The sequence below is a fragment of the Ruegeria sp. BHSA123 genome (assembly GCF_059613425.1).
This window is the reverse complement of the sequence record NZ_JBXWSL010000015.1, coordinates 16,812-41,872: the sequence shown is the minus strand read 5'-3', so window position 1 is coordinate 41,872 and position 25,061 is coordinate 16,812. Positions and strand designations below refer to the sequence as shown.

20 protein-coding genes and 3 pseudogenes are annotated in these 25,061 nt (G+C 57.9%); 9 read left to right on the top strand and 14 right to left on the bottom strand.

Going from position 1 to position 25,061, the window contains the following annotated elements; all coding sequences use genetic code 11:
- Positions 1–10 precede the first annotated feature (10 nt).
- Positions 11–754, bottom strand: coding sequence for a rhomboid family intramembrane serine protease (locus AC2FNC_RS10395; protein WP_496715270.1), 744 nt, complete (start codon positions 752–754; stop codon positions 11–13).
- Positions 755–796: 42 nt separating this feature from the next.
- Positions 797–4,195, bottom strand: coding sequence for a bifunctional proline dehydrogenase/L-glutamate gamma-semialdehyde dehydrogenase PutA (gene putA / locus AC2FNC_RS10390; protein ID WP_496715268.1), 3,399 nt, complete (start codon positions 4,193–4,195; stop codon positions 797–799).
- Between the two features lie 108 nt (positions 4,196–4,303).
- Here putA and AC2FNC_RS10385 point away from each other — a divergent pair, with 108 nt between their 5' ends.
- From AC2FNC_RS10385 to AC2FNC_RS10370, 4 genes and pseudogenes are all read left to right on the top strand, one after another.
- Positions 4,304–4,786: an Lrp/AsnC family transcriptional regulator gene (locus AC2FNC_RS10385; protein ID WP_480475581.1), complete on the top strand. Its 483-nt coding sequence runs from the start codon at positions 4,304–4,306 to the stop codon at positions 4,784–4,786.
- 30 nt (positions 4,787–4,816) lie between these two features.
- The gene (locus AC2FNC_RS10380) at positions 4,817–5,383 is read left to right on the top strand and encodes a tetratricopeptide repeat protein (RefSeq protein ID WP_496715266.1); all 567 of its coding nucleotides are present in this window, start codon (positions 4,817–4,819) and stop codon (positions 5,381–5,383) included.
- Positions 5,384–5,502: 119 nt separating this feature from the next.
- A pseudogene (locus AC2FNC_RS10375) lies at positions 5,503–5,949 on the top strand (integrase core domain-containing protein); the annotation flags it as partial.
- Between the two features lie 34 nt (positions 5,950–5,983).
- Positions 5,984–6,160: pseudogene (locus AC2FNC_RS10370) on the top strand (D-lactate dehydrogenase); the annotation flags it as partial.
- 19 nt (positions 6,161–6,179) lie between these two features.
- Here AC2FNC_RS10370 and AC2FNC_RS10365 read toward each other — a convergent pair.
- Positions 6,180–7,883 (bottom strand): SulP family inorganic anion transporter, encoded by a 1,704-nt coding sequence (locus AC2FNC_RS10365; RefSeq protein ID WP_496715264.1) that lies wholly within the window; start codon positions 7,881–7,883, stop codon positions 6,180–6,182.
- 329 nt (positions 7,884–8,212) lie between these two features.
- On the bottom strand, positions 8,213–8,890 hold the full coding sequence (gph, locus tag AC2FNC_RS10360) for a phosphoglycolate phosphatase (RefSeq protein ID WP_496715262.1): 678 nt from the start codon (positions 8,888–8,890) through the stop codon (positions 8,213–8,215).
- 200 nt (positions 8,891–9,090) lie between these two features.
- On the opposite strand from gph, the gene hemP reads away from it, so the two are divergent.
- Positions 9,091–9,258, top strand: a complete 168-nt coding sequence (gene hemP, locus AC2FNC_RS10355; RefSeq protein ID WP_480554139.1) for a hemin uptake protein HemP — start codon at positions 9,091–9,093, stop codon at positions 9,256–9,258.
- A complete protein-coding gene (locus tag AC2FNC_RS10350) occupies positions 9,255–9,665 on the top strand; it encodes a hypothetical protein (RefSeq protein ID WP_496715260.1) in 411 nt (136 codons plus the stop codon). Before hemP ends, AC2FNC_RS10350 begins: the two co-directional genes overlap by 4 nt.
- 115 nt (positions 9,666–9,780) lie before the next feature.
- Here the strand turns inward: AC2FNC_RS10350 and AC2FNC_RS10345 are convergent, their stop codons facing one another.
- From AC2FNC_RS10345 to AC2FNC_RS10310, 8 genes and pseudogenes are all read right to left on the bottom strand, one after another.
- Positions 9,781–12,846 (bottom strand): aminotransferase class III-fold pyridoxal phosphate-dependent enzyme, encoded by a 3,066-nt coding sequence (locus AC2FNC_RS10345; RefSeq protein WP_496715258.1) that lies wholly within the window; start codon positions 12,844–12,846, stop codon positions 9,781–9,783.
- A gap of 107 nt (positions 12,847–12,953) precedes the next feature.
- A pseudogene (locus AC2FNC_RS10340) lies at positions 12,954–13,832 on the bottom strand (NAD(P)-dependent oxidoreductase); the annotation flags it as partial.
- 95 nt (positions 13,833–13,927) lie between these two features.
- Positions 13,928–14,317, bottom strand: a complete 390-nt coding sequence (cueR, locus tag AC2FNC_RS10335; RefSeq protein ID WP_209504709.1) for a Cu(I)-responsive transcriptional regulator — start codon at positions 14,315–14,317, stop codon at positions 13,928–13,930.
- Positions 14,314–16,782: a heavy metal translocating P-type ATPase gene (locus AC2FNC_RS10330; RefSeq protein WP_496715255.1), complete on the bottom strand. Its 2,469-nt coding sequence runs from the start codon at positions 16,780–16,782 to the stop codon at positions 14,314–14,316. The genes cueR and AC2FNC_RS10330 overlap by 4 nt, the downstream gene beginning before the upstream one ends.
- 78 nt (positions 16,783–16,860) lie before the next feature.
- Positions 16,861–17,625 carry an SDR family NAD(P)-dependent oxidoreductase gene (locus AC2FNC_RS10325; RefSeq protein ID WP_480475597.1) on the bottom strand — a complete coding sequence of 255 codons (765 nt, stop codon included), beginning with the start codon at positions 17,623–17,625 and terminating at the stop codon, positions 16,861–16,863.
- Positions 17,622–18,554, bottom strand: coding sequence for an SDR family oxidoreductase (locus tag AC2FNC_RS10320; RefSeq protein ID WP_496715253.1), 933 nt, complete (start codon positions 18,552–18,554; stop codon positions 17,622–17,624). The genes AC2FNC_RS10325 and AC2FNC_RS10320 overlap by 4 nt, the downstream gene beginning before the upstream one ends.
- On the bottom strand, positions 18,551–19,453 hold the full coding sequence (locus AC2FNC_RS10315; RefSeq protein ID WP_496715251.1) for a bile acid:sodium symporter family protein: 903 nt from the start codon (positions 19,451–19,453) through the stop codon (positions 18,551–18,553). The genes AC2FNC_RS10320 and AC2FNC_RS10315 overlap by 4 nt, the downstream gene beginning before the upstream one ends.
- Positions 19,450–20,766, bottom strand: coding sequence for a flavin-containing monooxygenase (locus AC2FNC_RS10310; protein ID WP_496715249.1), 1,317 nt, complete (start codon positions 20,764–20,766; stop codon positions 19,450–19,452). Before AC2FNC_RS10310 ends, AC2FNC_RS10315 begins: the two co-directional genes overlap by 4 nt.
- Before the next feature lie 65 nt (positions 20,767–20,831).
- Between AC2FNC_RS10310 and AC2FNC_RS10305 the strand changes: the two genes are divergently transcribed.
- Positions 20,832–21,494, top strand: coding sequence for a TetR/AcrR family transcriptional regulator (locus tag AC2FNC_RS10305; RefSeq protein ID WP_480622158.1), 663 nt, complete (start codon positions 20,832–20,834; stop codon positions 21,492–21,494).
- Between the two features lie 220 nt (positions 21,495–21,714).
- Here AC2FNC_RS10305 and AC2FNC_RS10300 read toward each other — a convergent pair whose 3' ends face one another.
- Positions 21,715–22,335 carry a pyridoxamine 5'-phosphate oxidase family protein gene (locus AC2FNC_RS10300; protein WP_480475608.1) on the bottom strand — a complete coding sequence of 207 codons (621 nt, stop codon included), beginning with the start codon at positions 22,333–22,335 and terminating at the stop codon, positions 21,715–21,717.
- An 11-nt stretch (positions 22,336–22,346) separates the two neighbouring features.
- Entirely contained in the window at positions 22,347–22,811 is a 465-nt protein-coding gene (locus AC2FNC_RS10295) for a nuclear transport factor 2 family protein (protein WP_480475610.1), read from the bottom strand.
- 303 nt (positions 22,812–23,114) lie between these two features.
- Here AC2FNC_RS10295 and AC2FNC_RS10290 point away from each other — a divergent pair, with 303 nt between their 5' ends.
- On the top strand, positions 23,115–23,678 hold the full coding sequence (locus AC2FNC_RS10290) for a TetR/AcrR family transcriptional regulator (RefSeq protein ID WP_480493663.1): 564 nt from the start codon (positions 23,115–23,117) through the stop codon (positions 23,676–23,678).
- A 142-nt stretch (positions 23,679–23,820) separates the two neighbouring features.
- Positions 23,821–24,978, top strand: coding sequence for an acyl-CoA dehydrogenase family protein (locus AC2FNC_RS10285; protein WP_480482138.1), 1,158 nt, complete (start codon positions 23,821–23,823; stop codon positions 24,976–24,978).
- Positions 24,979–25,061: the final 83 nt, after the last annotated feature.

Sequence of the window (25,061 nt, the reverse complement as noted above, 5' to 3'; positions counted from 1 at the left end):
TAGCCTAGCTTTATCGACGCGGAACGCGCGGAATACGTGACTGCGACAGCTTGTACGTTGCCTCTGGGTGGGGCGGGTGCCCGTGCGTGCGGTTCCAAAACTGCACGCCGCCGCGCCGCAGCCACAATGGCACGCATAGGATCAGGCCCACGGCAAACCCGCCGGTATGGGCCCAATAGGCGATACCGCCTTCGTCCGGGTTGCTGGTGACGCTGCCAAAGAACTGAATCGCCAGCCATACGCCCAGCATGATGAAGGCGGGGATGGTAAAGACCCTGAAATAGACAACCAGGATCAGCAGAATATCCACACGCGCCTTGGGAAACAGCAGCAGGTATCCACCCATGACACCTGCAATCGCGCCCGAGGCGCCGACGGTAGGCACCTGAGAGTCCGGCCCTGTAACCACATGGATCAGACCTGCGCCGATACCTGCGACCAGATAGAACAGCAAAAAGGGCAGATGGCCCATTTCGTCTTCCAGATTGTCGCCGAATATCCATAAGAACAGCATGTTCCCGGCCAGATGCATCCATCCCCCATGCAGGAACATGGATGTCACAAGGGTTTCCAGACCAACCCCATCACTGACCCGCGCCGGGATGATAGCATAGTCGAAGAACAGCCGGTTGATAAGTGGCGCATCATTCATGATCCCCACATAGCTGAGGAAGATCAGGATGTTGGCCGCCAATAAGGCGTAGACAACATAAGGCGTGCGCCCTGAGGGGTTATGGTCGCGGATCGGAAACATGAGGTGACGCTGGGCTTTTGCGCGCCCAGCGTCAAGGCAAGCTTATGCCGCACCTCCCAACAACGCAGCGTTTCCACCGGCTGCGGTCGTATCGACACACACATGGCGTTCACCCAGCACACGCGCGCGGTCGGGTCTGCCCGGAATCAGGGGCACAATGGGACCGTTCCGGCGGGCCAGGTGCTGTTCGATCTGCTGCGCGGTTTCAGCGTCGCCCCACCAAAGGACACCCGAGATACCGGTCAGGTTCTCCAACCGGTGAAGGTCAAGCATTCCGGTTGCCTGAATGGCCGTGCCACCCAGCGCCAGTACGGCGTCAGCCTGCGCGCGCGCTGCCGTTTCCCCCGGCCCCATGCACAGAAGAGGCGGGCGGGGATATTCGCTCAGCCGGTTCGATTCTCCGGTTGGGCCGGGCAGAGAACGGGTCCGGATTGGGGCAGGCTGGCCCTGAGGAGCAGGTAGGTCTCCCAAATGCTCCCAGGTTTCTGTCGTGGTTTGCCGATCCGGTGCACAGAACCGGGCCATGTAATTCGGGCCGCCCGCCTTCGGACCGGTGCCTGACAGCCCTTCACCGCCAAAAGGTTGGGAGCCAACGATGGCACCGATCTGATTGCGGTTTACATAGATGTTTCCGGCATGGATAGCTTCGGTCACATGCTGCACCCGGTCGTCGATCCGGGTTTGCAGGCCAAAGGTCAGCCCGTATCCGGTTGCGTTGATATCCGCGATGACCTTGTCGATCTCCTGCGCTTTGAATCTTACCACGTGCAACACGGGGCCAAAAATCTCACGCTTCAGCGCGGCAATGCCCGAGATTTCGATCAACGTTGGGGCAACAAAGATGCCTTCGGGCGGCAGCGGCAGCTCTTTCAGAACGCGCCCTTCGGCCCGTGCCGTAGCGACGTGATCGGCGATGACCTGCTGGGCCTGCGCGTCGATCACCGGGCCGCAATCGGTAGAGATCAGCCAGGGGTCCCCGATGCGCAGGGCATCCATTGCCCCTTTGAGCATGGTCAGCACGTCATCTGCGATATCCTGTTGCAGGTACAGGCATCGCAGTGCCGAACACCGCTGGCCTGCGGATTGAAAGGCACTTTCAATGATCGATTGCACGGCCTGTTCCGGAAGTGCAGTGCTGTCAACGATCATGGCGTTCAGGCCGCCGGTTTCCGCGATCAGCGGGGTGCCGGGGCGCATGGACCCAGCCATTGCCGACCGTATCCTGAGAGCGGTTGCCGTTGAACCGGTGAAGGCCACGCCCGAGACGCGCGCATCCGATGTCAGCGCCGCGCCCACGGCCGGACCACCCGGCAGCAATTGCAGCGCGTCGCGCGGCACACCAGCCTCATGCAGCAATTGAATGGCGCGGTGCGCGATCAGGGGTGTCTGCGGCGCAGGCTTGGCCAAAACGGCGTTCCCGGTCGCCAAAGCAGCCGAAATCTGCCCGGAAAAAATCGCCAGCGGGAAGTTCCACGGGCTGATGCAGGTAAATATGCCAGCGGGCTCGGCATCAGGAATGTTGGCGGCGTAGTAACGTAGGAAATCCACCGCCTCACGCAGTTCCGCCACCGCGTCGGGCAGCGACTTGCCAGCCTCACGCGTCAGCAGGGCGAACAACTCGCCGTAATGTGTTTCATAAAGATCGGCGGCAGAGTTCAGGATACGGGCACGTTCGACTGCCGGGGCCTGCCATGGCTTTGCCGAAGCCAGCGCCAGTTCCACATCTGCTTCACTCGCCGGAGCCACCGCGCCGGGCTTGTCGGCAGGATTCGCCGGGTTGATTACCTGCTCATCCGCTTGGGGTTTGGCAGCGTCAGCCAGCAAGGGTTGTGCATACCAGTGATACGCGCGGAACTGGTCCCGCGCTGCGTCAACCTTGTCCAGCGTCGGGGTGTGGTGCAGATCGAAGCCCTTGGAATTGGGGCGATCCGGCTGGAACAGTTCGGGGCCGGTGGGCAGCGGGGGCGGAGGCGTTTGAACAGTAACAAACGGATCTGCGGCAACCACTTCCGGCGGGACGTTATCGTCGACAATCTGGTTGACGAAGGATGAGTTCGCTCCGTTTTCCAGCAGACGCCGCACAAGGTAGGCCAGCAGGTCACGATGTGCGCCAACCGGTGCATAAATGCGGCAGCGGGTCTTCTGCCTGTTCATCACAAGCTGATGCAATGTCTCGCCCATGCCATGCAGGCGCTGAAATTCAAAAGGCTGACCTTCGGCCATGTGCAGGATGGCGCTGACTGTATGGGCGTTGTGGGTGGCGAATTGCGGATAGATCCGGTCTGTCATGCCCAGCAATTTGCGCGCATTGGCGATATAGGACACATCGGTGACCGCCTTGTGGGTGAAGACGGGAAAGCCGTCCACACCTTCGACCTGCGCGCGTTTGATCTCGGTATCCCAATAGGCGCCTTTGACCAGACGGACCATCAGCTTGCGATCGTGGCGTTCCGCCATGTCATAGAGCGTGTCCAGAACCAGCGACGCGCGTGGCCCATAAGCCTGAACCACGATGCCGAACCCATCCCAGCCGGCCAGCGCCGGATCGGACATCACCGCTTCAATCACCTGCAGTGACAAAGACAGGCGATCCGCCTCTTCGGCGTCGACGTTTAGCCCCATACCAGCGGCCTTGGCCAAAAGGGCCAGCGCCCGCAGTCGGGGAACCAGTTCATCCATCACGCGCTTTTCCTGCGCCAATTCATAACGGGGATGCAGGGCTGACAACTTGACTGAAATTCCCGGGTTGGCGCGGATATCCTCATGGGTGCAGGCTTCGGCGATGACCGAGATGGCGCGTGAATACGACAGGTGATATCGCGCGGCGTCCGCCTCGGTTCGCGCGGCCTCTCCCAGCATGTCGTAGGAGTAGGTATATCCCTTGTTTTCCATCCCGCGCGCACGCTCCATCGCGGCGTTGATGGATTCACCTAACACGAATTGCCGCCCCATTTCCTTCATCGCCCGCGACACGGCGGTACGGATCACGGGTTCACCCAATCGCTTGATGGCCCCGCGCAGGGCGCCAACAGGCGAGGCCTTGCCTTCGTCCAGAACCTTGCCCGTCAGCATCAGCGCCCAAGTTGAGGCGTTCACCAAGGATGAAGACGAGTGCCCAAGATGCTTGCCCCAGTCCGAAGGGGCAATTTTGTCTTCAATCAACGCGTCAATCGTGTCGGCATCCGGCACGCGCAACAGCGCTTCGGCCAGGCACATCAGGGCGACGCCTTCGTCGGTGGACAGGCCGTATTCGGCCAAAAACACCTCCATCAACCCCGGAGACGTGCTGGAGCGGATGTCGCGCACAAGCTGCGCGGCGGCGGCGCTGATGGCGGCGCGGTCTGTGGCGCTCAGGCTGGCCTGAGAGATCAGGGTTTCAAGGATCGCCGACTGGTCAGCATAGGTTGAGGTGTCGATTAATGTACGCAGGGTATGAGACATGAGTCCTCCGGTCTTTGTGCCAATATACCTGCGAAAACTCAGGACAATCGCCTGAGTTTACGATAATTGAAGGCGGAACACCTGAAATTTCGCCAGAGAGCAGCACAAATGAACTTTCCTGACCTGGACCGGTTTGACCGGTCGATTCTGAGAATTCTGGCCGAGGATGGGCGCATTTCGGTCGCCGATCTTGCGCGCGAAATTGGTCTGTCGAAATCACCGACACAGGCGCGCCTGAAACGGCTTGAAGCAAGCGGGGTGATCAAAGGATACCGGGCGATGCTGGATCCGATCAGACTGGGGCTGGACCACGTTGCCTTTGTCGAAGTGCGCCTGACCGATACCCGCGAAAAGGCACTGGCCGAGTTCAATGCGGCTGTCCGAAAAACTGCCGAGGTCGAGCAAGCCCATATGATTGCTTCGAATTTCGACTATTTGTTGAAGGTCCGCACAGCCACGATGTCAGAGTATCGTCGTGTTCTGGCCGAAAAGATTTCATCCATGCCGCATGTCGCCAGCACCTCGACCTTTGTGGCGATGGAGGCGGTTAAGGAAGCCGGCAGTTTGGGTGGGTTCGAGCATCAGGCTTGACGGATCAGGATTACGAGCCATCCTTGGTACATGACACACGCTTTCCTCTCTGCTCTTTCTGTTGTTGCCTTGTCTTGTGCGGCGCACGCCCAGTCCTGCCCTGATGCTCCGGATCATTCAGAAGGTGTGGATGCGCTAATCAATCAGGTTCAGAAGGCAGAATCGCAAAATGATGCGCGCGCCATTTCCAACCAGATGTGGGAGCTTTGGACGGACGCGCCGGATGCGCGTGCGCAAGGCTTGCTGGACCGGGGAATGGCACGGCGGGAGGCTTGGGATTTACTGGGCGCGTTGGAAGAGCTTGACCAGCTTGTCGATTACTGCCCGAACTACGCCGAAGGCTACAATCAGCGCGCATTTGTGAACTATCTCAGACAAGACTTCGCTGCTGCCTTGCAGGATCTGAATGTCACGATCGAGTTGTCGCCGAACCACATAGGTGCGCTGAGCGGTCGCGCCTTGTCATTGTTGGGTCTGAAGCGCCTTGACGACGCGCGCTCTGCCCTTGCCGAGGCGCTAGAACTTAACCCATGGCTGTCAGAGCGGGCATTGTTAGAACCCGGCGGTCTTTTGGAACCGCCCGGTCAAGATATCTGACGCAGGGTTTTCGAAAGAACCGCAAGGGAAACCGAACCTTTTTGCGGGCAAACTGGTTGTGTTGGACCCCTTCGGAGTTGTTGGCTGGCTATCCAGTGGTATGGGTTCTGACTGGCGTGGGCGTGTATCGGACGCTGAACATCATTGACGAATACACCAGCGAGGCGCTGATGATCCGCGTCGATCGTAAGCTCAACTCAACAGATGTGCTGAATGCATTGACTGACCTGTTCATCCTCCGCAGCCCGCCGGCATTCATAAGATCCGACAATGGGCCGGAATTTATCGCCCAGAAGGTGCGGGAGTGGATTGCAGCTGTCGGGGCGAAGACGGCTTACATCGAACCGGGATCACCCTAGGAGAACAGTCATTGCGAAAGCTTCAACGCCCGGTTCCGGGACGAGCTGCTCAACGGCGAAATCTTCTAAAGCCTAAAGGAGGCGCAAACTCTGATCGAGCAATCTCGTATCCACTACAACACCGTCAGGCCGCACAGCGCGTTGGGCTCCTGCCCGCCTGCGCCCGAAAGCATCGTCCCGATAGACCAGAGGCCCACGATGCACTAACAAACAAACCGGACTACCCGATAGGGGCACGCGACCGAGCGCGCTGAAGGCGGCAATGCTGGCCCTGTTTGACGAGTGCGGTGCGGAAAATTCTGCCGAAAAATATGTGGGGCACATGTACAAAGCCAAACCCGATTTGGCTGCGCATTACAAATGCCGCGATCCGGCCAACTCTTTCAATCCGAGGAACGGGAAGATGTCCAGGGCGTGAAGCTGCAGGTGATTAACGGTCACATGGGATTTGGGCGCGTGTGATAGGCATCCAGCAGGGCTTTGCCGTTTTCATAAAACGCAGTTTCACCAATCAGTTCTGTGATGCCGTAGCGATCCAGCTCGGCTTTCACATCTGGCTCGACCAGCGTGAAAACCAGCCGTATCCTCTTGGATCGCAGGAAATTGGCGATACTGCACAAAGTGAACCCGGCTGTGAAATCGACAACGTCAATTGCCGAGGCGTCGATGCAGAACCATGTCAGTTTGCCGTCTGCGTTCTGAACGATTGTTGTCACTTCCTCGGTGAAAATCTGCATGTTCGCGTAGTACATACCGTGTGAAAACCGGTAGATTACCAGACCGGGTTCGAACTGGTTTGGCGCTTCCAATCCCTTTGAACGCCAGCCACCGGACTCGGTGCGCAATACTACCGAATTCTTTGGGTGATATCCCCTGCGCGTGTGGTCGACCAGAGACAGGACCATGGCAAAAATGACGCCTTGCTCGACCCCAACCAGAACGACCACGGTGGCAGTTGCCGTGGCAACCCAGAACTCGGACCGGGCCTGCCTGTAAATTGTTGCCATTCCGTGCAGGTCGATCAGCTTGAGACCGATCAGGAAAACGATGGCCGACAGTGCTGCTGTGGGGAGATAGGCTAAAGGCTTGGTCAGAAACAGGATAACCAACAGAACTATTACCACTGTTGTCAGCTGCGCTACCTGGCTGCGCCCTCCGGCGCTGGTGACCATCTCGGTCTTTGTGGGGCTGCCATTGACCACAAATGTTCCCATGAATGCAGCCCCGAAATTTGCAAGACCCAGTCCGATCAGGTCCGTGTTTTCGTTGAATGTCTCATCATATCTTGAGGCGTATGCCCGCGATGTGGCTGCGCTTTGTGCCAGAATGACAACGAAGATGGACAGGGCCGTGGGAAGCAGTTGTTTGAACAAGGTCCAGCTCCACTGCACGTCCGGGATCGAGAAGGAGGGCAAACCGCCGGCAACCTCTCCCAACACCGAGATTCCGGAAGTGCCGAATGAAAAGGCCCAACTGCACAGGACCACCCCGACTATGGCAACCAATGGCCCCGGGATTTTGCGCGACAGTCTTGTGCATCCTAGGACAATGCCCAGCACGGCTGATGAGACAATCACGGTTGGCCAGTTGATGTTGGATATGTTGAAATAAACGTCCTTCAATCTCGCAAGTGTTCCGTGCCCAGCGGATTCGATGCCCAACAATCCGGGGATTTGACCTGTCGCAACCTGAATGCCTACGCCGGTCAGAAAGCCGACCAATACCGTTCTGGACAGGAAATCGGCCAGAAACCCTAGTCCTATGACACGCGCACCTATCAAAAGCATGGCAGCCATAAGTGCCAGCAAGGACGCAAGTGCCAGATACTCGGAGGTTCCGGACACCGCCAAGCCCGCCAGCCCCGAGGCGGTGATGGCTGCTGTCGCCGAATCGGCACCGACAACAAGGTGTCGGGACGAGCCGAACAGCGCAAACAGAGCCATGGGAATCAGGATTGTATACAGCCCGGACATGACCGGTGTGCCGGCGATTTTGGTGTAACCCATGACTTCGGGGATCGCGAGACAGGCAAAACTCAGACCAGCCAGCATTTCCGCCGGAAGGCGCGCACAGTCAAAAGGCAGAATGCCCTGCAGGACTTGCAGATGCGCCGCTCTCTGATTTCTGGCCTGTTTTTCCATGGGTTACCTTTCACCCGCATTCAGCTTGCGAACTGAATGTTCGAACCGTCAAGCCATCTTATAGGCAAATTTTCACAGGTAAATTGGGTGGCCTGAATTGCTGTTTTTTCCAGTCTTACAGTTATTTTCGCCGAACTACGGGAATCCCCCAATTTCGCTGGCTGCCGATCGGGGGTACACATGACTTACCGTACTTACCACACACAAACACGGTATATACTTTCCCCGATGAGGGGCTGGTCACACCCCCTCGACCGGCCCCTCTTAACTTTTAGGGGTTCGCGAAAGCCCAAGCCATTCGTTTGATAACTGACATCGTGTGAACGTACTTAGTTTTGGATCAATTTGGTTACGAGTGTCGGCAGTGTTTCGGACGCACTGTACGCAACGGTGTGCGGTATACTGGCCACCGGGGTTTTGCGGTACCCTTCCGTGAACAACAGAAACGGTATCCTGGCGTTTACAGCTGTTTCTGCATCGACTTCGCTGTCGCCGACATACAAGCGTGTGCCCGAGGTCCCAAGTGCTTTGAAGCTTTCCAGCAGGTGGCCCGGATCCGGTTTGCGAATTGGCAATGTATCACCGCCGAAAACAACGTCGAAGAACCGGGATAGGTTGAGCGCCTCCAGCACGTGACGTGCGGGTGCTTCGGGTTTGTTGGTGCAGATACCAAGAACGCACCCCATCTGTTTCAGTTTTTCCAGGGCTTCGGGAACTCCGGGATAAGGCACGGTCGTTGCACTGACGGCCGCATTATAATGCTTCAGTGTCTGTTGTGTGAGTTCCGCGTGGCGATCCATGGGCAAATCACAGTGTCGCATCAGGCGCTCGACCAGTTTGGGAAGGCCATTGCCAACAAACCCTCTGACCACATCAACGGGTATAGGATCGTGACCGACGCCATTCAGCGTTTTATTGGCCGCTGCTGCCAGGTCCCCGACGCTGTCGACCAACGTTCCATCCAGATCAAAAACAACTGCTGCGGTCACGTTTTGCTTGCCTTTCATTACTTGTCCCAAGTCTTAACCCGTCGTTTTCAGGGGCGCAATCGGCTCAATGACACCTGATTTGAAACAGCGCTTGACTTACCTTACTAAAACAATCAGATTTAATGTCAGAAACGGAAAGCCAACCCTCTCGGGTCAGCCAGATCAAACGAAACGCAACAGGTATGGCACCATGCCGACTCGCTCTGGAGATGCCCCCGATGAATGCACAGAACCCGACCCCAACCCAAGGTTATGCTGTCTCGATGCTGCCTGCGCACAAGGCCGAGGATTTGACCAAGGGTGGCCACCTGGCACATATCGAGTTGGGCGACCAATTGTATACCCTGCGCATCACCCGTGCAGGTAAACTGATCCTGACGAAATGAGCGCGCATTCAATGCGCGGAGGTGCCGCGGTCGGCCGTCTGGCGGACCTTGATCCAGTCGAAGCGGGTGCGGTGATGTATCTGCGGATGTGGAGTCAGGGCGAAAGGGGTCGCGCTGATGTCGCGAGCGATTTTCGCATAGCGCTGGGATCAGATTATGGGCGTGCCGCCATGCTGACGCTGGATCGTCTGTGTTCGCTTTGCGCTACGCATTGTCGACGTCCGTTAATCAGGCACGGTCTGGGGTGTGCATGTTTGGGCGCGGATGAGAATTGTTTTGCCCAAATGGTTGCGGCTGCATCTGAAGGGGCACGCGAAGATGCGATGATGATGGCGTCACTGATCGTGCGCCCGGATTTTGCGCCTGCTCTGGCATCCCTGTCGGAGGAACTGGGCCTGACGCTCTGACGTATGACAACGGGAAATGCGATTCCGACGACAGGCCACGATACCCGCACTGCCGTTTTGCATTGACTGTGCTTGCAGGACGGTCAAACCCCGGCAAAGCGCCGGGGTCAATCCTTCAGCAGCACCCGCATCCCGCATGGTGATGGTCGTGATCGCAAACCGGAGCAGGAGAGAAGTCACCGACCTCGGACAGCACGTCCGTTAGCGCCCACAGGATCATGTCCACATCCTCGGCCTCAATCGTCAGCGGTGGGCGGATTTTCAGGATGTTGTCCCTTGGTCCCTCACTGCCGATCAGAATTCGATGATCGCGCATCCGGTTTTTGACATAGCTGCAAATCTCAGTTCCTTCGGTTCCGTCGGGATTGATCAGCTCAACACCCAGAAACAGCCCCATGCCCCGTACATCGCCAACACAACCAAAGTCGCTTTCGATCTGGCGCAGCCCGGTCATCAGGCGGTCACCCATCTGACGTGCATTGTCCTGCAGGCCCTCGTCATCGACGATATCCAATACTTCCTTGCCGATCCGGCAAGACAGCGTCGATCCGCCAAAGGTCGAGAAGAATTCAATCCCGTTATTGAAGCTGTCGGCAATCGCCCGCGTCGTGACCAGCACACCCAGAGGGTGCCCGTTACCAATTGGCTTACCCATCACCACGATATCAGGAAGCGCGCCCTGATGTTCAAAGCCAAAGTAATATTCACCCAGGCGACCCAGACCCGTTTGCACCTCATCTGCAATGCAGACACCCCCGGCGGCACGGATTTTTTCATAAACCGCAGGCAGGTAACCCTTGGGCGGAATGATCTGTCCACCGACAGACGGGAAAGTTTCAGCGATGAACCCGGCCAGACCCTGACCCCGGTCCTGCAAGGCAGCAATGGCCGGGTCCACAAGATCGGCAAACTTCTGCGCCCGATCCGCATCGTCACGCTTGAACGAACCGCGATAGTCGTCCGCAACCTCGACCAGTTCGACCCAGTCGGCTTTCCCGATGCCACCGGGTTTGTTGAACTTGTAGGCCGATATCGCCACAGCCGCATTCGTATTGCCGTGATAGCCATGGTCTGGCGTCACGATCCCCTTGGCGCCGGTATGGGCACGGGCAAGCCGCAGGGCCAGTTCGTTCGCTTCAGTTCCGGAATTGACGAAGAAGCAGACCTCGAAGTGATCGGGCAGTTTGGACAGGATCTTGTCAGCAAAAGTTGTCTGTGCCGGATGCAGGTAGCGGGTATTCGAGTTCATCCGCTTCAACTGATCCGCCGCTACAGCTTGAATGCGGGGATGCGCATGACCCACATGAGGGACGTTGTTATAGGCGTCCAGATAGGGGCGGCCCCATTCGTCAAACAGGTGATGTTTCCACCCGCGTACGAGCATGACAGGGTCATCATAAGTCAGCGACAGGTTGCCGCCAAAGTGATCGCGGCGACCCTGCAGGATCGCCTGTTTGTCGGTGGGTTGGTAGAAAACCTTGTCATCCGGCAGGTTCAGTAAGGCCGCCGGGTTCGGGCAGACTGCGTGCCACAACTCCATCTCATCCGGATCGCCGACACCGGGCCAATCCGCCTCCATGCCATTGGTTGTCAGCGCCAGCTGGAAATGCACATGCGGTGCCCATCCGCCATTCTGGCTGGCGTCGCCCAACCGGGCGAACGCCGCCCCCTGTGCCACCGGATCGCCGGGTTTCAACCGGTCACAGCATTCCGGGTCCAGATGACCATAGAGCGTGTAGAACGGATCGCCATCCGGCGTTCCATGGTGCAGGATTATCACCGCACCGTAATCGAGGTGCTGATCTCGGTTCTCGACCACTTCGACCCGCCCGCTCATTGGCGCATGCAGCACTGTCCCGGCAGGTGCAAACACATCTACCGCCAGATGCACTGTTCGCCGATCCGAGGCTTTCCAAGGCCCTTTGCGAAATCCCGGCTCGGCATAGATCAGGCGGGGTTCGTTGTAATAGCCCAGCCACAGCCCTTCGCCGTATTCTTCACCAACATGTGCGGCCTCGGCCAATGGCATGTGGAAAGGGTTCTGGGGCCACACACAATTTTCAACCGACAACGACCCCATAGGAACATCGCTTAGGTCCTGACCGAACAGTTGGGAAAACCGGCCGCGATGTTCTTGCAGATACGCATGGATGCGTTCTGCGCCGTCCACGACCGGCAGCCCGCACGCTGCCCGAAGACGCGCAGACATCAGTCCGCCGTTGACGGATGCATTCTCAAGAAACCGCCACGCAGGTGCCTGCGAGATTGTCACATATGGATCGTCCGGGTTTTCGACCGCCATCAGGGTCGAGTTGAGGACAGATACTGCCAGTCGCATCCGCAGCAGAGGCCAGATCAGGTCGATCTCCTCGGCTTGCAGTCGGTTTGCGGCATGGTACCCCCGTATGAGAGCAGTTAATGCCCGCTCGGGTCTGGCATGATCTAGCACCACATAGGCCCCGGCGATCGCAAGGTCACAGACGCGCGGTGCTGCACACATGTCACCCAGATCAATCAGGCCGGAAACCCGCCTCCGCTCGCCCAATTCGCCTTCAACCAGAACGTTATAATCATTGGCGTCGTTGTGAATGGCCTGTTTCGGCAGGCCCTCAAGCCTATCCGTGATCGCCGTGAATTCGTTGCAGATATCCCGAAGCAACGCCCGACGCGCGGGATCGCTGATGGCGCCCAGCTTGTCATTGATCCAACTCGCTTGCGTCAGGTCCCATTTGAAATCTGGGCGGTGCAAAGCTTCATGCTGAAACCCCTCCAGCGCGCGATCTGTTGCGCCCACAACACGACCCAATTTCAGGATCAGCTCTTCGGATTTCGGGTTCGCTTGTGCATAGCAGCGCCCGGGCAGGCGTTCCTGCAACCACACCAGCCGCGATTTCCCTTCGGAATCGGAAATTTCCGGCAACATTGCGCCGTTCAACGCCGGGAACACCTTGGGAAACGGCAACCCCGGTGCTTCCGAGGCGATATGCGCAAGCGCTTCGATTTGAAGATCTACCAGGCCCGCGTCACACCCCGCGCGCATGACTTTCAGCACATAGTCCTGGCCATTTCTGGCCTGCGCCAGAAAGTTTAGGTCATACTCGCCATCCAGCCGGGTCAACCGTGCGTCCAGCCCCCAGTGTTGGCGCAGCGCGTCTGCCCAGAAGTTCACCAAATCGCTCATTTTTTTCTCCGTCCCGCTCATCCGGGATCCTCTTCATCTGGCCGGAAATATCCTCGGGGGTGAATTGGCCCAAAGGGACAAGAGGGGGCAGACAGCCCCCTGGCCCCTCAATCCAAGGCACGCAAACGTTTGAACAGCGATGACGTATCCCATCGTCCGCCGCCCAGTTTCTGCACGTCCTTGTAGAACTGATCGACCAGAGCGGTCACCGGCAGAGACGCACCGGTTTCATTGGCCGTATCCAGACAAATCCCCAGATCCTTGCGCATCCAGTCAACAGCAAAGCCATGTTCGAACTGATCATCCAGCATGGTTTCATACCGGTTTGCCATCTGCCAGCTGCCCGCCGCACCCTGGCTGATCACCTCAACAACGGCCTTTCCGTCCAAGCCCGCTTTTTCGGCAAAGTGCAATGCTTCACTGAGACCCTGAACCAGTCCGGCAATCGCGATCTGGTTGCACATCTTGGTCATCTGGCCCGCGCCGCTGGCTCCGAGTCGACGGCAGATTTTGGAATAGACGTTCATCACCGGTTCAGCCGCATCATAAGCTGCCTGATCGCCGCCACACATAATTGAGAGAACGCCGTTTTCAGCGCCCGCCTGACCGCCCGAAACGGGGGCATCCACAAAAGCGATACCCTCAGATTGGCCAGCCGCATAAAGTTCGCGCGTGACCTTTGCCGAAACTGTCGTGTGGTCGACAAAAATGGCCCCGTCGGACATGCCCTGAAACGCGCCGCCCTCGCCGGTGCAAACCGCGCGAAGGTCGTCGTCATTACCGACGCAGGCCATGACAAACTCAGCGCCCGTGACGGCGTCTTCCGGAGTGGTCGCCATCGCGCCGCCATGCTGCGCGACCCAGGCCTCGGCCTTGGTAGTCGTACGGTTGTAAACGGTGACGTCATGGCCTGCGGCTTGCAGATGTCCGGCCATGGGATAGCCCATGACACCAAGGCCAAGGAACGCGACTTTTGCCATTTTGTGATCCTCTCCGCTGTTCGGTCGGCTTCAGCGAAACAGGCCTGACCGAAATCTCTGGCGAAGACAAAGCAAAGCTGCGCCCAAAGGGCAACCCCAAGTCAGCCTTTCCCACCCAGATCTCGTAGGATTGGGCAATCGGGCCGGTCGTCCCCGGCGCAGGCGTCGATCAAGTGACTTAGCGTATCGCGCATGGCGTTCAGGTCTGCGATCTTGGTTTCGATCTGAACAAGATGGTCGCGTGCAACCTGTTTCACGTCGGCACTGGCACGGGTCTCATCTTCGTAGAGTGCCAGCAGGGTCCGGCAATCCTCGATGGTGAACCCAAGCGCCCGGGCGCGACCCAGAAAGTTCAGCTTATGCACGTCCTGGTCGCGAAACCGGCGATAGCCATTGTCGTCGCGCATTGGTTTGATCAGGTTAATGTCCTCATAATACCGGATCGTCTTGGCGGGCAGGCCAGTGCGGGCGGAAACATCTCCGATGTTCATGCGTGCACCTCTTTGGTGGCCGTACCTGATGTTTCCGGCAGGCTGGCGCGAATGCGGCGCAGGCGCAGCGCATTCGAGACCACAAAAACGCTCGACAGTGCCATTGCACCAGCCGCCAGTGCAGGGGATAGCAGATAGCCGCCAAACGGGTACAGCGCACCGGCAGCCACCGGTATCAGAAGGACATTGTATCCGAAGGCCCAGCCCAAATTCTGGCGAATATTCTTCATTGTCCGGCGGCTGATCTCGGTCGCATTCGCGACGCCCCGCAAATCACCGGACATGAGGACAACGTCGGCTGTTTCGATGGCCACATCCGTGCCGGTACCGATGGCGATGCCGATATCAGCCGCCGCAAGAGCGGGGGCATCGTTGATCCCGTCACCGACAAAGGCCAGCACTCCGAACCGGTCCCGCAAAGCCGTTATTGCATCTACCTTGCCATCAGGCAGTACCTCGGCAGTGACATGATCAATCCCCAGCCGGTCGGCCAGAGCCTGCGCCGTGCGCGCGTTGTCACCGGTGATCATGGCCACGGTTAGCCCCATTTGGTGCAACCGGTCCAGCGCCTCCACTGTGCCGGGCTTGATCGGGTCAGAAACGGACAAAGTGGCCGCCGCCTGCCCATCCAGAGCCACGAACAGAGGAGTTGCCCCTTGAGCGGCACGGGTTTCGGCCTCATCCGTCAGAGCTCCAAGGGTGATCCCACTCTGCTGCATCAACCGGTGCGACCCGATTAACACGTCGCGGCCTTCGACCAACCCTTGCAGGCCAAGCCCGGTAAGCGAACGGACATCCGATGCCTCTGGCAGTGTCGCGGGCCCCGCTCGGGTGATGGCGGAAGCGATCGGGTGTTCCGACCTTGCCTCAAGGGCTGCGGTCAGCCGTAGAACCTCCTCCCGGTCAAACCCCTTAGCCGTTGTCACGCTGTCCAGTTCGGGGCGCCCCAGCGTCAGGGTTCCGGTCTTGTCCAACGCGACGACGCGCGCCTGCTGAAGCTGTTGCAACGCATCCCCCTTGCGGAACAAAACGCCCATTTCTGCCGCACGCCCGGTGCCCACCATGATCGAGGTTGGGGTCGCCAACCCCATTGCGCAGGGGCAGGCGATGATCAGAACTGAAACACCTGCGACAAGCGCAAGGGGAAGGGCCGGGCTGGGGCCGAAGATCAGCCAGAGCGCGACGGTGATCACCGCAACAGCGATGACCGCAGGAACAAAGCGATAGGTAATCCGATCCACCAACCCCTGAATAGGCAGTTTCGCGCCCTGCGCCTGCTGCACCATACGAATGATCTGTGCCAGAGCCGTGTCGCCACCGACCCGGGTGGCGCTTACCCGTAGAGCGCCGGTGCCATTCACGGTGCCGCCGACAACAGGCGCTCCCACCGACTTGCCAACAGGCTCAGGCTCGCCGGTGATCATGCTCTCATCAACGTAAGAGGTGCCTTCAAGCACTTCGGCATCCACCGGTACACGCTCGCCGGGGCGGATGTGCAGGATATCTCCGACAACGATTTCGGCGATTGGCCGGTCCTGTATCTGTCCGTCTAGTTCGACCCGTGCGGTTTTTGGTTGCAAACCCACCAGTTTTCGGATCGCAGCCCCTGTTTTGCCTTTGGCGCGTGCCTCCATCAACCGGCCGAGAAGGATCAGAACCACGATCACCGCGGCCGCTTCGAAATAGACATTGGCCGTACCCTGCGGCAGCAGGTCGGGCGCGAAAGTGGCCGTGACCGAATACAGATAAGCCGCGCCGGTCCCAAGTGCTACCAACGCGTTCATGTCCGGCGTGCCCTGCATCAGCGACGGGATACCTTTGCGGTAAAACACACGACCCGGTCCGATCAGCAGAGCCGAGGTCAGGGCAAATTGAATCAAATGGCTCGTCTGCGTTCCCATGGTCGCCTGTATCCAATGGTGGAAGGCGGGGATCACGTGCCCGCCCATCTCAAGAATGAATACGGGCAGGGCCAGTGCCGCTGCCAGTATTGTGGAACGAACCAGCCGCTGAATTTCATTGTCTTCCCGGCTTTCTGGTTCGGCAACGCCTTGGATACGCGCAGGGTATCCAATTCCGGTAACAACCTGAGCCAGCGCCTCGGGCGTAGTTGCAGCTGTGGCGTAAGTCACCGAAGCCGTCCGAGTTGCCAGATTGACCTGCGCTTCGATCACGCCAGCGGTGGACGCCAACGCGCGCTCGATCTTGCCAACGCAGGATGCGCAGCTCATGCCCTCGATGCTCAGATCCGCATGACTTGTTTCAGCCGGATAGCCGGCTGCATCCAGCGCCGCAGTCAGGGACGAAACCGGCCCGTCAAATTCCACCTGCGCCGTCTTGGTCGCGAAATTGACCGAGGCCGCATCAACACCAGATACATTACGCAGCGCAGCCTCGACACGGCCCACACAGGACGCGCATCCCATGCCGGTGACTTTCAGTTCTGTCAGTGCTTTTTGCGCCATGCGACTCATCCCACGTGGTTTCTGCCCTCCAGATGGGGGTTCCAGTGACAGGAAGGTCAAGGGGGTCGCGGCAAAATTCTACGATCCCGGCCCGCGCATGTTACGCTCCATTAAGCGCTGATACAGGCGTGGTGACAGACGGTTGAGCCACCACGACATGTGTGCAACGCGTCCGACCGGGATCATGGGCTGCGATTTGTCCAGTCCGCGCAGGATCGCCACGGCGGCGCTCTCGGGGCTCATTTCGTCCATTCCGTCCTTGGCCGATCCGGGGCGCGCGGTTCCGTCGGGTTGCTCCATTGCGTTGTCAGGGTTGGTGGCCACAAAAGACGGCGCTGCAATCTGAACCTGAACACCATGTGGCTTTTCTTCGGATCGAAGCGATTTGAAAAAACCCTCAAGCGCGTGTTTCGAGGCTGCATAAGCCGTGCGATGGCAAAGCGGAGCGAAACCAGCCACCGACGAGATAGCCAGATGCGTTCCCTTTGACACGCGGAGAGGCTGCAAGAATGCACGAGCCATCTCAACGGCTGCAAAATAGTTGATATCGAACAGTGCACGGTGACTGGCCGTGTCAGACTGGTCAAACCCCCGAATTTGCGTAACCCCGGCGTTGTAGATGACCAGATCAATGCTGTCGCTTGACGTGATCGCCCTTTGAATTGCGTTGGCAAGCTGTTCGGGGTCTGTCAGATCACAGGTAATTGGCAGTTGGTTCGGTTCTGTTTGGAGACCGGACACATCAAGATCCAACAGCACCACCCGCCACCCACGGGCTTGCAATGCGCGGCTTAGAGCCTGTCCCAAACCGCCCGCACCGCCGGAGATGACCGCGGTTTTCATAACCCGGCCTGCTGTTGCCAGAGCGCAAAAACCTCGGCGCTGGTTTTTTCGGGCACATAACCGAATTCAGATTTCAGGGCGGAGTTGTCCAGAACTGGCCGATATTGAAGGAACCGTACCTGTTCCGGCCCATAGCGAGATAAACCCAGTGGGCGCGCCACGGCTAGGGCCGCTTTCAACACCCATGCGGGCAGGCGCAGAACCGGTTTTCCCATGGCGCGGGCCAAGTCGGTCACGCCCATCGTGCCGTCACCGGCGACGTTGTAAATCCCGGTTGGCCCGTCGGTTGCTGCACGCTGAAGGATGCGTGCCAGATCCCGGGTCCAGATAAAGACAAACGGGCTTTCGCTGCCGGATACCGCCAGCAAACGTGGCTTGAGAAACAGGGCGGTGATCTGGTTTTCGGTTCCAGCCCCCAGAACCGTGCCCACGCGCAGAACAACCTGCTCAAGATCGGGGGCGGCGCTGCGGGCTTCGGCCAAAATCTCTTCGACCTGACGCTTGTGATCTGAATAAGGAAACTCGGGGTTGCCGCGCAATGGGTCGTCTTCGCGCAACGCTACAGGATTGTCTGCATGATAGCCATAAGCGGCACCGGAAGATGTGACGACCAATCTGCGCACCCCGTTTGCGATGGCGGCATTCACCACATTGCGCGTGCCTTCGACATCGACAGCATAGACTGCGGCGCGCCCCATCTTCGGCGGCGGCGTCACGACAGAAGCCAAATGCACAATCACATCCGGATTCACCTTGGCTATCACACGTGCAGGAGCGTCGCTTGTAACATCCATGGACAAAAATGAGGCGTCTTGCGGCAGGTTAACCGGGCGTTTCAGATCGGTTGCAAAAACCTCGTTCCCCACAAGTTCGGGCAACAGCGTTTGCCCGACCATCCCGGCAGCACCGGTAATCAGGATGCGGGTCATCGTGCGGCCTCGGTTCGTGCCATGACCGACGCCAAAGCCAGGCCCGAGATAGCGTGCCACACTCCCCAGAATGCGGCGACCACGGCCATGCCGCCAAGACCGTTGAAAAATGCAAAGATTAGGACAAGCCCAAGTCCAGAGTTCTGAATTCCGGTCTCAATGGTGATGGCGCGGCGGTCAAAGGGGGACAGCCCGGTCAGAGTGGCCACAACCCAACCGCCCCCCAGCGCCAGGGCATTGTGAAGGATTACAAGCCCGGCAACAGCCTCGGCAAACCCAAGGAAAAACCCCCAGTTGGCAGCCAGAGCAAGTACGATAAACCCAGCAAAGATACCCATCGACAGAAGTTGCAGCGGTGTGCGCAACCGTGCCGTCAAGGCGGCGAGGCGTTGATTCAGCGTAATTCCCAGAACCAGCGGCAGGATCAGCATCAAACCGACCAGGATTGCGATCTGCATTGGGTCGATCTGGGTCTGTTGCAGGATTGCGCGGGTCGGTGGGTAAAGCCCGCCCCAAAGCGCAATGTTGAATGGTGTCATAAAGATTGCACCGATGGTGGCGAAGGCTGTCATCGACACCGAAAGCGCTGCATTCCCGCCCGCGCGGTGGGTGATGAAGTTCGAGATATTGCCCCCTGGGCAGGCCGCGGCAAGGATCAGGCCAAGCGCAACTGAAGGTTGCGGTGCGGTAATCCACACCATCACAAAGGTCAGCGCAGGCAGGACGACGAGTTGTGAAATCAATCCGACAACCACTGGTTTGGGCGCGCGCCTTAAACGGTCAAAATCCCGAGGCGTCAGGTCGATGGCGATCGAGAACATCACGATTGCCAGAATGGCATTCAACAGCGTCAGAGACGCCGGACTGAAATTCAGTGTGATCTGGTCAATGCCACTCATGCGATGGCCTTCCGCAGCCGGTCGATCCAGCCGGTGACAGCCTTTCTGTACGTATTCTTGTCCACGTAATAGGCCATGCGGGGCAGGTCGATATAGTTCATGCCTCCGGTGGCGCGCGTATAGTCTTTTTGCTTTTCTGCTTGCAGATCGGCTGCCACGGGGCAGCCGTGTCGAAGCCCCTTGATGTAGCGCGCCACCATCTCGGCTTGCTCGTGCCTGCCCTGCCAGCCCAGACCTGTGGCCTCGACCATGCCCAGCACGAACAGATCGTCCCGTTCGGGATGTATCGTGTTCAGATACAGATGCGGGGCATCGCCTTGCCAGTTCAGCAGGTCCTTGTCGATAAACGGGTAGTGCAGTTTGTATCCGGTCGCGGCGAGGATCATGTCATAGTCGTCGCAGGAGCCGTCCTTGAAATGCACGGTGTGGCCTTCCAGCCGTTTAATGTCCGGGCGGATTCTCAGATCGCCATGGCCTGCGTGATACAGAACCAGCGAATTCACCACGGGGTGGCTTTCGTACAGCCTGTAATCCGGTTTGGGAAAGCCGTACTTCTGCGGATCGCCGACAAACCAGCCAAGGATCAGGCTGTCGACCTTACGCTTCAGCCACATCGGCAGACGGATCTTTCCGCCCATTGTGTCAGCGGGTTTGCCAAAGACGTATTTCGGGACGAAATAGTACCCGCGCCGCATCGACAGATCGCAGCGTTTCGCGTGATGGATCGCGTCCACTGCGATGTCACAGCCGGAATTACCTGCGCCCACGACCAACATACGCTTGCCGTCGAACTGACTGGGGTACCGGTATTGTGAGGCATGGATCAACTCGCCGTCAAACGTACCCGGAAAGCTGGGTACATTCGGTTCCGACAGGGTGCCGTTCGCAATGAGTACGCCGGCATATTCGGCCTGATGGTCGCCATCCTGATCCCGCCAGCACACGCGCCAACCGTCACCCGGATTGCCCAGCGGAGAGACCTGAGTGACTTCTGCATGGAATTTGTAATTCTCACGCAACCCGAAACGATCCGCAAATGCGCGGAAATAGTCGCGCATCGCCCGGTGCGAGGGGTACTCGGCGACTGCGTCATCCATGGGGAAATCCGCAAATTCGGTCATGCGTTTGGAAGAGATCAGGTGCGCCGACTCGTACATGGTTGATCTTGGGGCATCGATATCCCACAGACCGCCAACATCCGAATGCAACTCAAACCCCTGGAATGCGATCCCCTGTTCTTTCAGCACCTTGGCCGCGGCCAAACCCATTGGTCCCGCCCCGATCAGGGCGAATTCGTCGCGCGTTTCTGTCATGAACCCTCCCAAAGTTCGTGAGGTTTAAATTGAACGAACGACCAAAATAAGGCAAGATGAAATTCATGACGCTGAAAAACGTAGAAAAACCAAGACAAAGGGCACCGTCCAAGCGGTCTTTGGAAACCAAAGCGCGGATCATGGATGCCGCCGAAACAGTCTTTGCTGAACGCGGATTCGAAGGTGCGTCGATCCGCGATATCGCTGCGCTTGCAGGCGTTCAGGTTGGCCTTGTTCATCACCATGGCGGCGGCAAGGAGGAGCTGTTTTTTCGCGCCATAGCACGTCGTGCTGGCAAGCTGGCACAGATCAGAACCGATGCGCTGAACAGGGCCAAAGGGGCGGGTCCACTGACACTGCGCAGCATTTTGGACAGCTTTATCCGGCCTTATGTGGAATTGGCAGAAACAGGCGGTTCGGGATGGATGGCCTATGGGCGCCTTGTGGCGCATGTCTCGGTCGATCCCCGCTGGCGCGAAATCGCGGCAGAGTGTTTCGATCCGACCGCCCGGCTTTTTATCGACGAAATCGCTGCTCTTTATCCAGATGTTGACCCTGCGCTGCTGGCCAGCGGCCAGGTCTATTCCGTTTCGGCAATGCTGGCGCATCTCAACAGTGGCTGGCGGGTCGGGGCCCTGTCGCAAGGCGGCAGGGTGTCAGAAGTGGAACGCCTGATCGATTTTTGTGCAGCCGGTATCGAAGCGATGGTTCAGACCAGTCGCGGTTGAACGCGCGGCATTGCTATTGCTGCAAATGGTTGAACAGGATGGTGCTGAACACAGAAGGTGGTGATGTTCGGACGGCGCTAGGCGAAGCAAAAAAACCAAACATCATTATCATAAGGATCAGGGCCGCTCCGGCAAGGCACGCCGCAGAAAGCTGAAAGACCGAACGAACCATTGGCTTATTCCCTGTTTATACTCAATAAAATCTGTGGTGTCTTACGCGTCACGAGAGCTTTGACAGCTCTTGTTTCAGCCTTTCATTTTCAGCCTGCAACTGCGCGAGTTGCTGGCCCAAACTGTTCAGATGCGGTCGCAGTTCGGCTTCGGTGAAACGCGGCGTGATGTGGCGCGGGCAGTTCCAGTCAAGCGCCTCAACACGTATGATCACCGCCCGCTCTGCAGGGGCTTCGGCCTCTTCTGGATACAAGCTGGCAGCGGCGGCTTGACCCTCCGTGAATTCGACACGCCCCAGGATCTTTAAACGACGTTGATTGGCGTAATCCATCAGGATCAACGCGACCCGATCGTTGCCGTCCAGATTCCCGCGCGAGATATACTGTTTGTTACCCGAAAAATCGGCATATCCGATGGTTTGCGGCCCCAGTACTTTCAGAAACCCGACCGGCCCGCCGCGATACTGCACATAAGGCCAGCCTGTTTCAGACACCGAGGATTGATAAAACCCGTCGCGCGCCTGAATGAACTGTTTTTCCGGCTCGCCGATCAAATGGCCCTGTTGCGGGCCACTTTCAATGAATTTGGCATAGGTTTTTGCCGATCCCATCCGCTCCTGATGGGCACGGACGGTAGGGGTGAAGGTCAGTTCGGAAAACGCACGCGGCACGGTATGTCCTTTCAAAGACCCAGATCAGAAAGCCCGAGATGGTCATCGGGGCGTTCACCCAATGGCCAATGGAACAAGCGGTCGCTTTCGGCTATGGGGTGATCGTTCAGCGAGGCATGCCGATGCGACATGCGCCCGTCTTCGGCAAATTCCCAATTCTCGTTGCCATAAGACCGGAACCACTGACCGCTATCGTCGTGCCACTCGTAAGCGTAACGAACGGCGATGCGATTACCGGTAAAGGCCCAGAGTTCCTTGATCAGTCGATAGTCCAGCTCCTTGTGCCATTTACGGCTTAGGAAGGCGTGAATTTCGCCATGTCCTGACAGAAATTCCGCCCGGTTACGCCACTGACTGTCATCTGTGTATGCGGGGGTGACGCGGTCGGGATCGCGGCTGTTCCAGGCGTTTTCGGCCATGCGTACTTTTTGTGTGGCAGTTTCGAACGTGAAGGGGGGAAGTGGGGGGCGGGACATGGTGCAGGGGGCTTTCAGGTCAGAGAGGCGGCAAGGATGGCCAGTGTCAAAAGAAATGGAACGTACTGAGGGGGGAATATGCTGGCGCGACGTTTCATCGGTCAAATCCTCTGGTGTACTGATCGGTTAACTTTCTAATAAGGTGTACCGATCTGTTAACTTTTGCAAGGGGAAAAGCAGAAAATTTTCCGCGCGTTTCAAGGCGAGCAATGAATCCTAATGAAAACAATGATTTGTGTTAGGTCGGTTGTACTTCATGTTTCGGGGTAATATGTACAGAACGGTACACCATGGAGCCGAATCATGCGTCCAAACAAACGGGATGAACTTGTCAGCAAAGCCCTGAAGGTTTTTTACCGCGACGGGTTTCACGCGACCGGCATGGATAAGCTGGTGGCGGAAACGGGCGTGTCGAAAACGTCGATGTACAAACATTTCCGCACCAAGGAAGACCTGATCGTAGCCGCTCTGCGCCTGCGGGATGAGAATTTTCGCGAGTGGTTCTATCGGCGCATCGAAGAGATGGCAGAAACACCGGCCGAGCAACTCATCGCTAGTTTTGATGCCTTGAAGGAATGGTTCGAGGAGGATGGGTTCCGGGGCTGCATGTTCATCAAGGCCGGGGCTGAATATCAGGATACAGATCATCCGATCCATGTGCAGGCTGCCGAACATAAGCAGCTGTTGCTGGAGCATTTCACGTCCGTCGCTGAACAGGCTAGTGCGCGTGATCCTCAGAAACTCGCCAGCCAGATCGTGTTGTTGCAGGAAGGGGCAATCGTGTCCGCGGTTTTGCTCAAGAATTGTGATCCTGCGGAAGACGCCAGGGATGCAGCACAGCAATTGCTGGCATTGGCGCTGAGTTAATTTCCTTAAAAACAAGCAGGTTCTTTTAGTTACTTAGCAAAGAAACGTTGCGTTGTTCGAAGTCGGAACGCCACGTCACGTGGATTGGCGGGAATCGGGCCGACCGTTAGGCTTTTGCGAAAGACTGTTTGGAGAGCCTTTGATGTCACTTTTCACTTCGACCGCGGCATGGGTCACCGACGAACACCGCATGTTCGCGGATATGGCTGGCCGGTTCATGGATGACGAACTGTCGCCGAATATCGAAACCTGGGTTGAAAACGGGGCCGTTGATCGCGACTTCTGGCGCAAAGCGGGTGAAACCGGCCTGATGGCTGGTGCAATCCCCGAAGAATATGGCGGCGTCGGCGGTGGTATGGGCTTTGACGCCATCACCGCGTACGAACAGGGCGCACGGGGCGACGCCGGCTGGGGCTATGGTATTCAGTCGATCGTGACCCATTATCTTACCGCTTATGGCAGCGAAGATCAAAAACGGAAATGGCTGCCCAAACTGGCTTCGGGCGAAATGGTCGGTGCACTTGCCATGACGGAACCCAGCACCGGCTCGGATGTTCAGGCTGTGCGCACAACGGCCGAGAAAGACGGAAACTCCTACCGGCTGAATGGCTCGAAAATCTTCATCACGAATGGCCAGACGGCGGATCTGATCATCGTGGCCGCCAAGACTGACAAGTCCGAGGGCGCGCGGGGTGTGTCATTGATCGTGGTCGAAACCGAAGGGGCCGAGGGGTTTCGCAGGGGGCGCAACCTCAAAAAACTGGGGATGAAGGGCAACGACACGGCCGAGCTGTTTTTTGAAGATGTCAAAGTACCGATGACGAACCTGCTGGGGGCTGAGGAAGGTCAGGGGTTTTATCAGCTGATGAAGCAACTGCCATGGGAACGGCTGAATATCGCGATCATGGCGCTGGGTTCGATCGATTTTGCCATTGCCGAAACGGTAAAGTACGTGCAGGAGCGCAAAGCGTTCGGTCAGCGGGTGATGGATTTCCAGAACACGCGTTTCAAACTTGCAGAATGCAAGACCAAGGCCGAGGTTCTGCGCAGTTTCGTCAATGACTGTATCGGCAAACTGGAGGCAGGCGAACTGGACGCGGCCACCGCCTCGATGGCCAAATACTGGGGCTCGGAGGTGCAGAACGAAATCATGCACGAGTGCCTGCAACTGTTCGGCGGATACGGTTTTATGATGGAGTACCCAATTGCCCGTCTCTACGCAGACGCCCGCGTGCAGATGATTTACGGCGGCACCAACGAGGTCATGAAAGAGGTGATCGCACGGTCGCTTGACGTTTGAAGGTATCCGGGCGGCCTCTTGCCTGATGTCATCATTCCTGACGGAATGCTCGCTTCTGTTGGACCTCGCAGGCCCGTGCTTGC

What these genes read in the sequence shown, in the direction of transcription:
- AC2FNC_RS10395 (WP_496715270.1), bottom strand. Translation starts at nt 754, where the DNA reads ATGTTTCCGATCCGCGACCATAACCCCTCAGGGCGCACGCCTTATGTT.
- putA (WP_496715268.1), bottom strand. Translation starts at nt 4,195, where the DNA reads ATGTCTCATACCCTGCGTACATTAATCGACACCTCAACCTATGCTGAC.
- AC2FNC_RS10385 (WP_480475581.1), top strand. Translation starts at nt 4,304, where the DNA reads ATGAACTTTCCTGACCTGGACCGGTTTGACCGGTCGATTCTGAGAATT.
- AC2FNC_RS10380 (WP_496715266.1), top strand. Translation starts at nt 4,817, where the DNA reads ATGACACACGCTTTCCTCTCTGCTCTTTCTGTTGTTGCCTTGTCTTGT.
- AC2FNC_RS10365 (WP_496715264.1), bottom strand. Translation starts at nt 7,883, where the DNA reads ATGGAAAAACAGGCCAGAAATCAGAGAGCGGCGCATCTGCAAGTCCTG.
- gph (WP_496715262.1), bottom strand. Translation starts at nt 8,890, where the DNA reads ATGAAAGGCAAGCAAAACGTGACCGCAGCAGTTGTTTTTGATCTGGAT.
- hemP (WP_480554139.1), top strand. Translation starts at nt 9,091, where the DNA reads ATGAATGCACAGAACCCGACCCCAACCCAAGGTTATGCTGTCTCGATG.
- AC2FNC_RS10350 (WP_496715260.1), top strand. Translation starts at nt 9,255, where the DNA reads ATGAGCGCGCATTCAATGCGCGGAGGTGCCGCGGTCGGCCGTCTGGCG.
- AC2FNC_RS10345 (WP_496715258.1), bottom strand. Translation starts at nt 12,846, where the DNA reads ATGAGCGATTTGGTGAACTTCTGGGCAGACGCGCTGCGCCAACACTGG.
- cueR (WP_209504709.1), bottom strand. Translation starts at nt 14,317, where the DNA reads ATGAACATCGGAGATGTTTCCGCCCGCACTGGCCTGCCCGCCAAGACG.
- AC2FNC_RS10330 (WP_496715255.1), bottom strand. Translation starts at nt 16,782, where the DNA reads ATGGCGCAAAAAGCACTGACAGAACTGAAAGTCACCGGCATGGGATGC.
- AC2FNC_RS10325 (WP_480475597.1), bottom strand. Translation starts at nt 17,625, where the DNA reads ATGAAAACCGCGGTCATCTCCGGCGGTGCGGGCGGTTTGGGACAGGCT.
- AC2FNC_RS10320 (WP_496715253.1), bottom strand. Translation starts at nt 18,554, where the DNA reads ATGACCCGCATCCTGATTACCGGTGCTGCCGGGATGGTCGGGCAAACG.
- AC2FNC_RS10315 (WP_496715251.1), bottom strand. Translation starts at nt 19,453, where the DNA reads ATGAGTGGCATTGACCAGATCACACTGAATTTCAGTCCGGCGTCTCTG.
- AC2FNC_RS10310 (WP_496715249.1), bottom strand. Translation starts at nt 20,766, where the DNA reads ATGACAGAAACGCGCGACGAATTCGCCCTGATCGGGGCGGGACCAATG.
- AC2FNC_RS10305 (WP_480622158.1), top strand. Translation starts at nt 20,832, where the DNA reads ATGACGCTGAAAAACGTAGAAAAACCAAGACAAAGGGCACCGTCCAAG.
- AC2FNC_RS10295 (WP_480475610.1), bottom strand. Translation starts at nt 22,811, where the DNA reads ATGTCCCGCCCCCCACTTCCCCCCTTCACGTTCGAAACTGCCACACAA.
- AC2FNC_RS10290 (WP_480493663.1), top strand. Translation starts at nt 23,115, where the DNA reads ATGCGTCCAAACAAACGGGATGAACTTGTCAGCAAAGCCCTGAAGGTT.
- AC2FNC_RS10285 (WP_480482138.1), top strand. Translation starts at nt 23,821, where the DNA reads ATGTCACTTTTCACTTCGACCGCGGCATGGGTCACCGACGAACACCGC.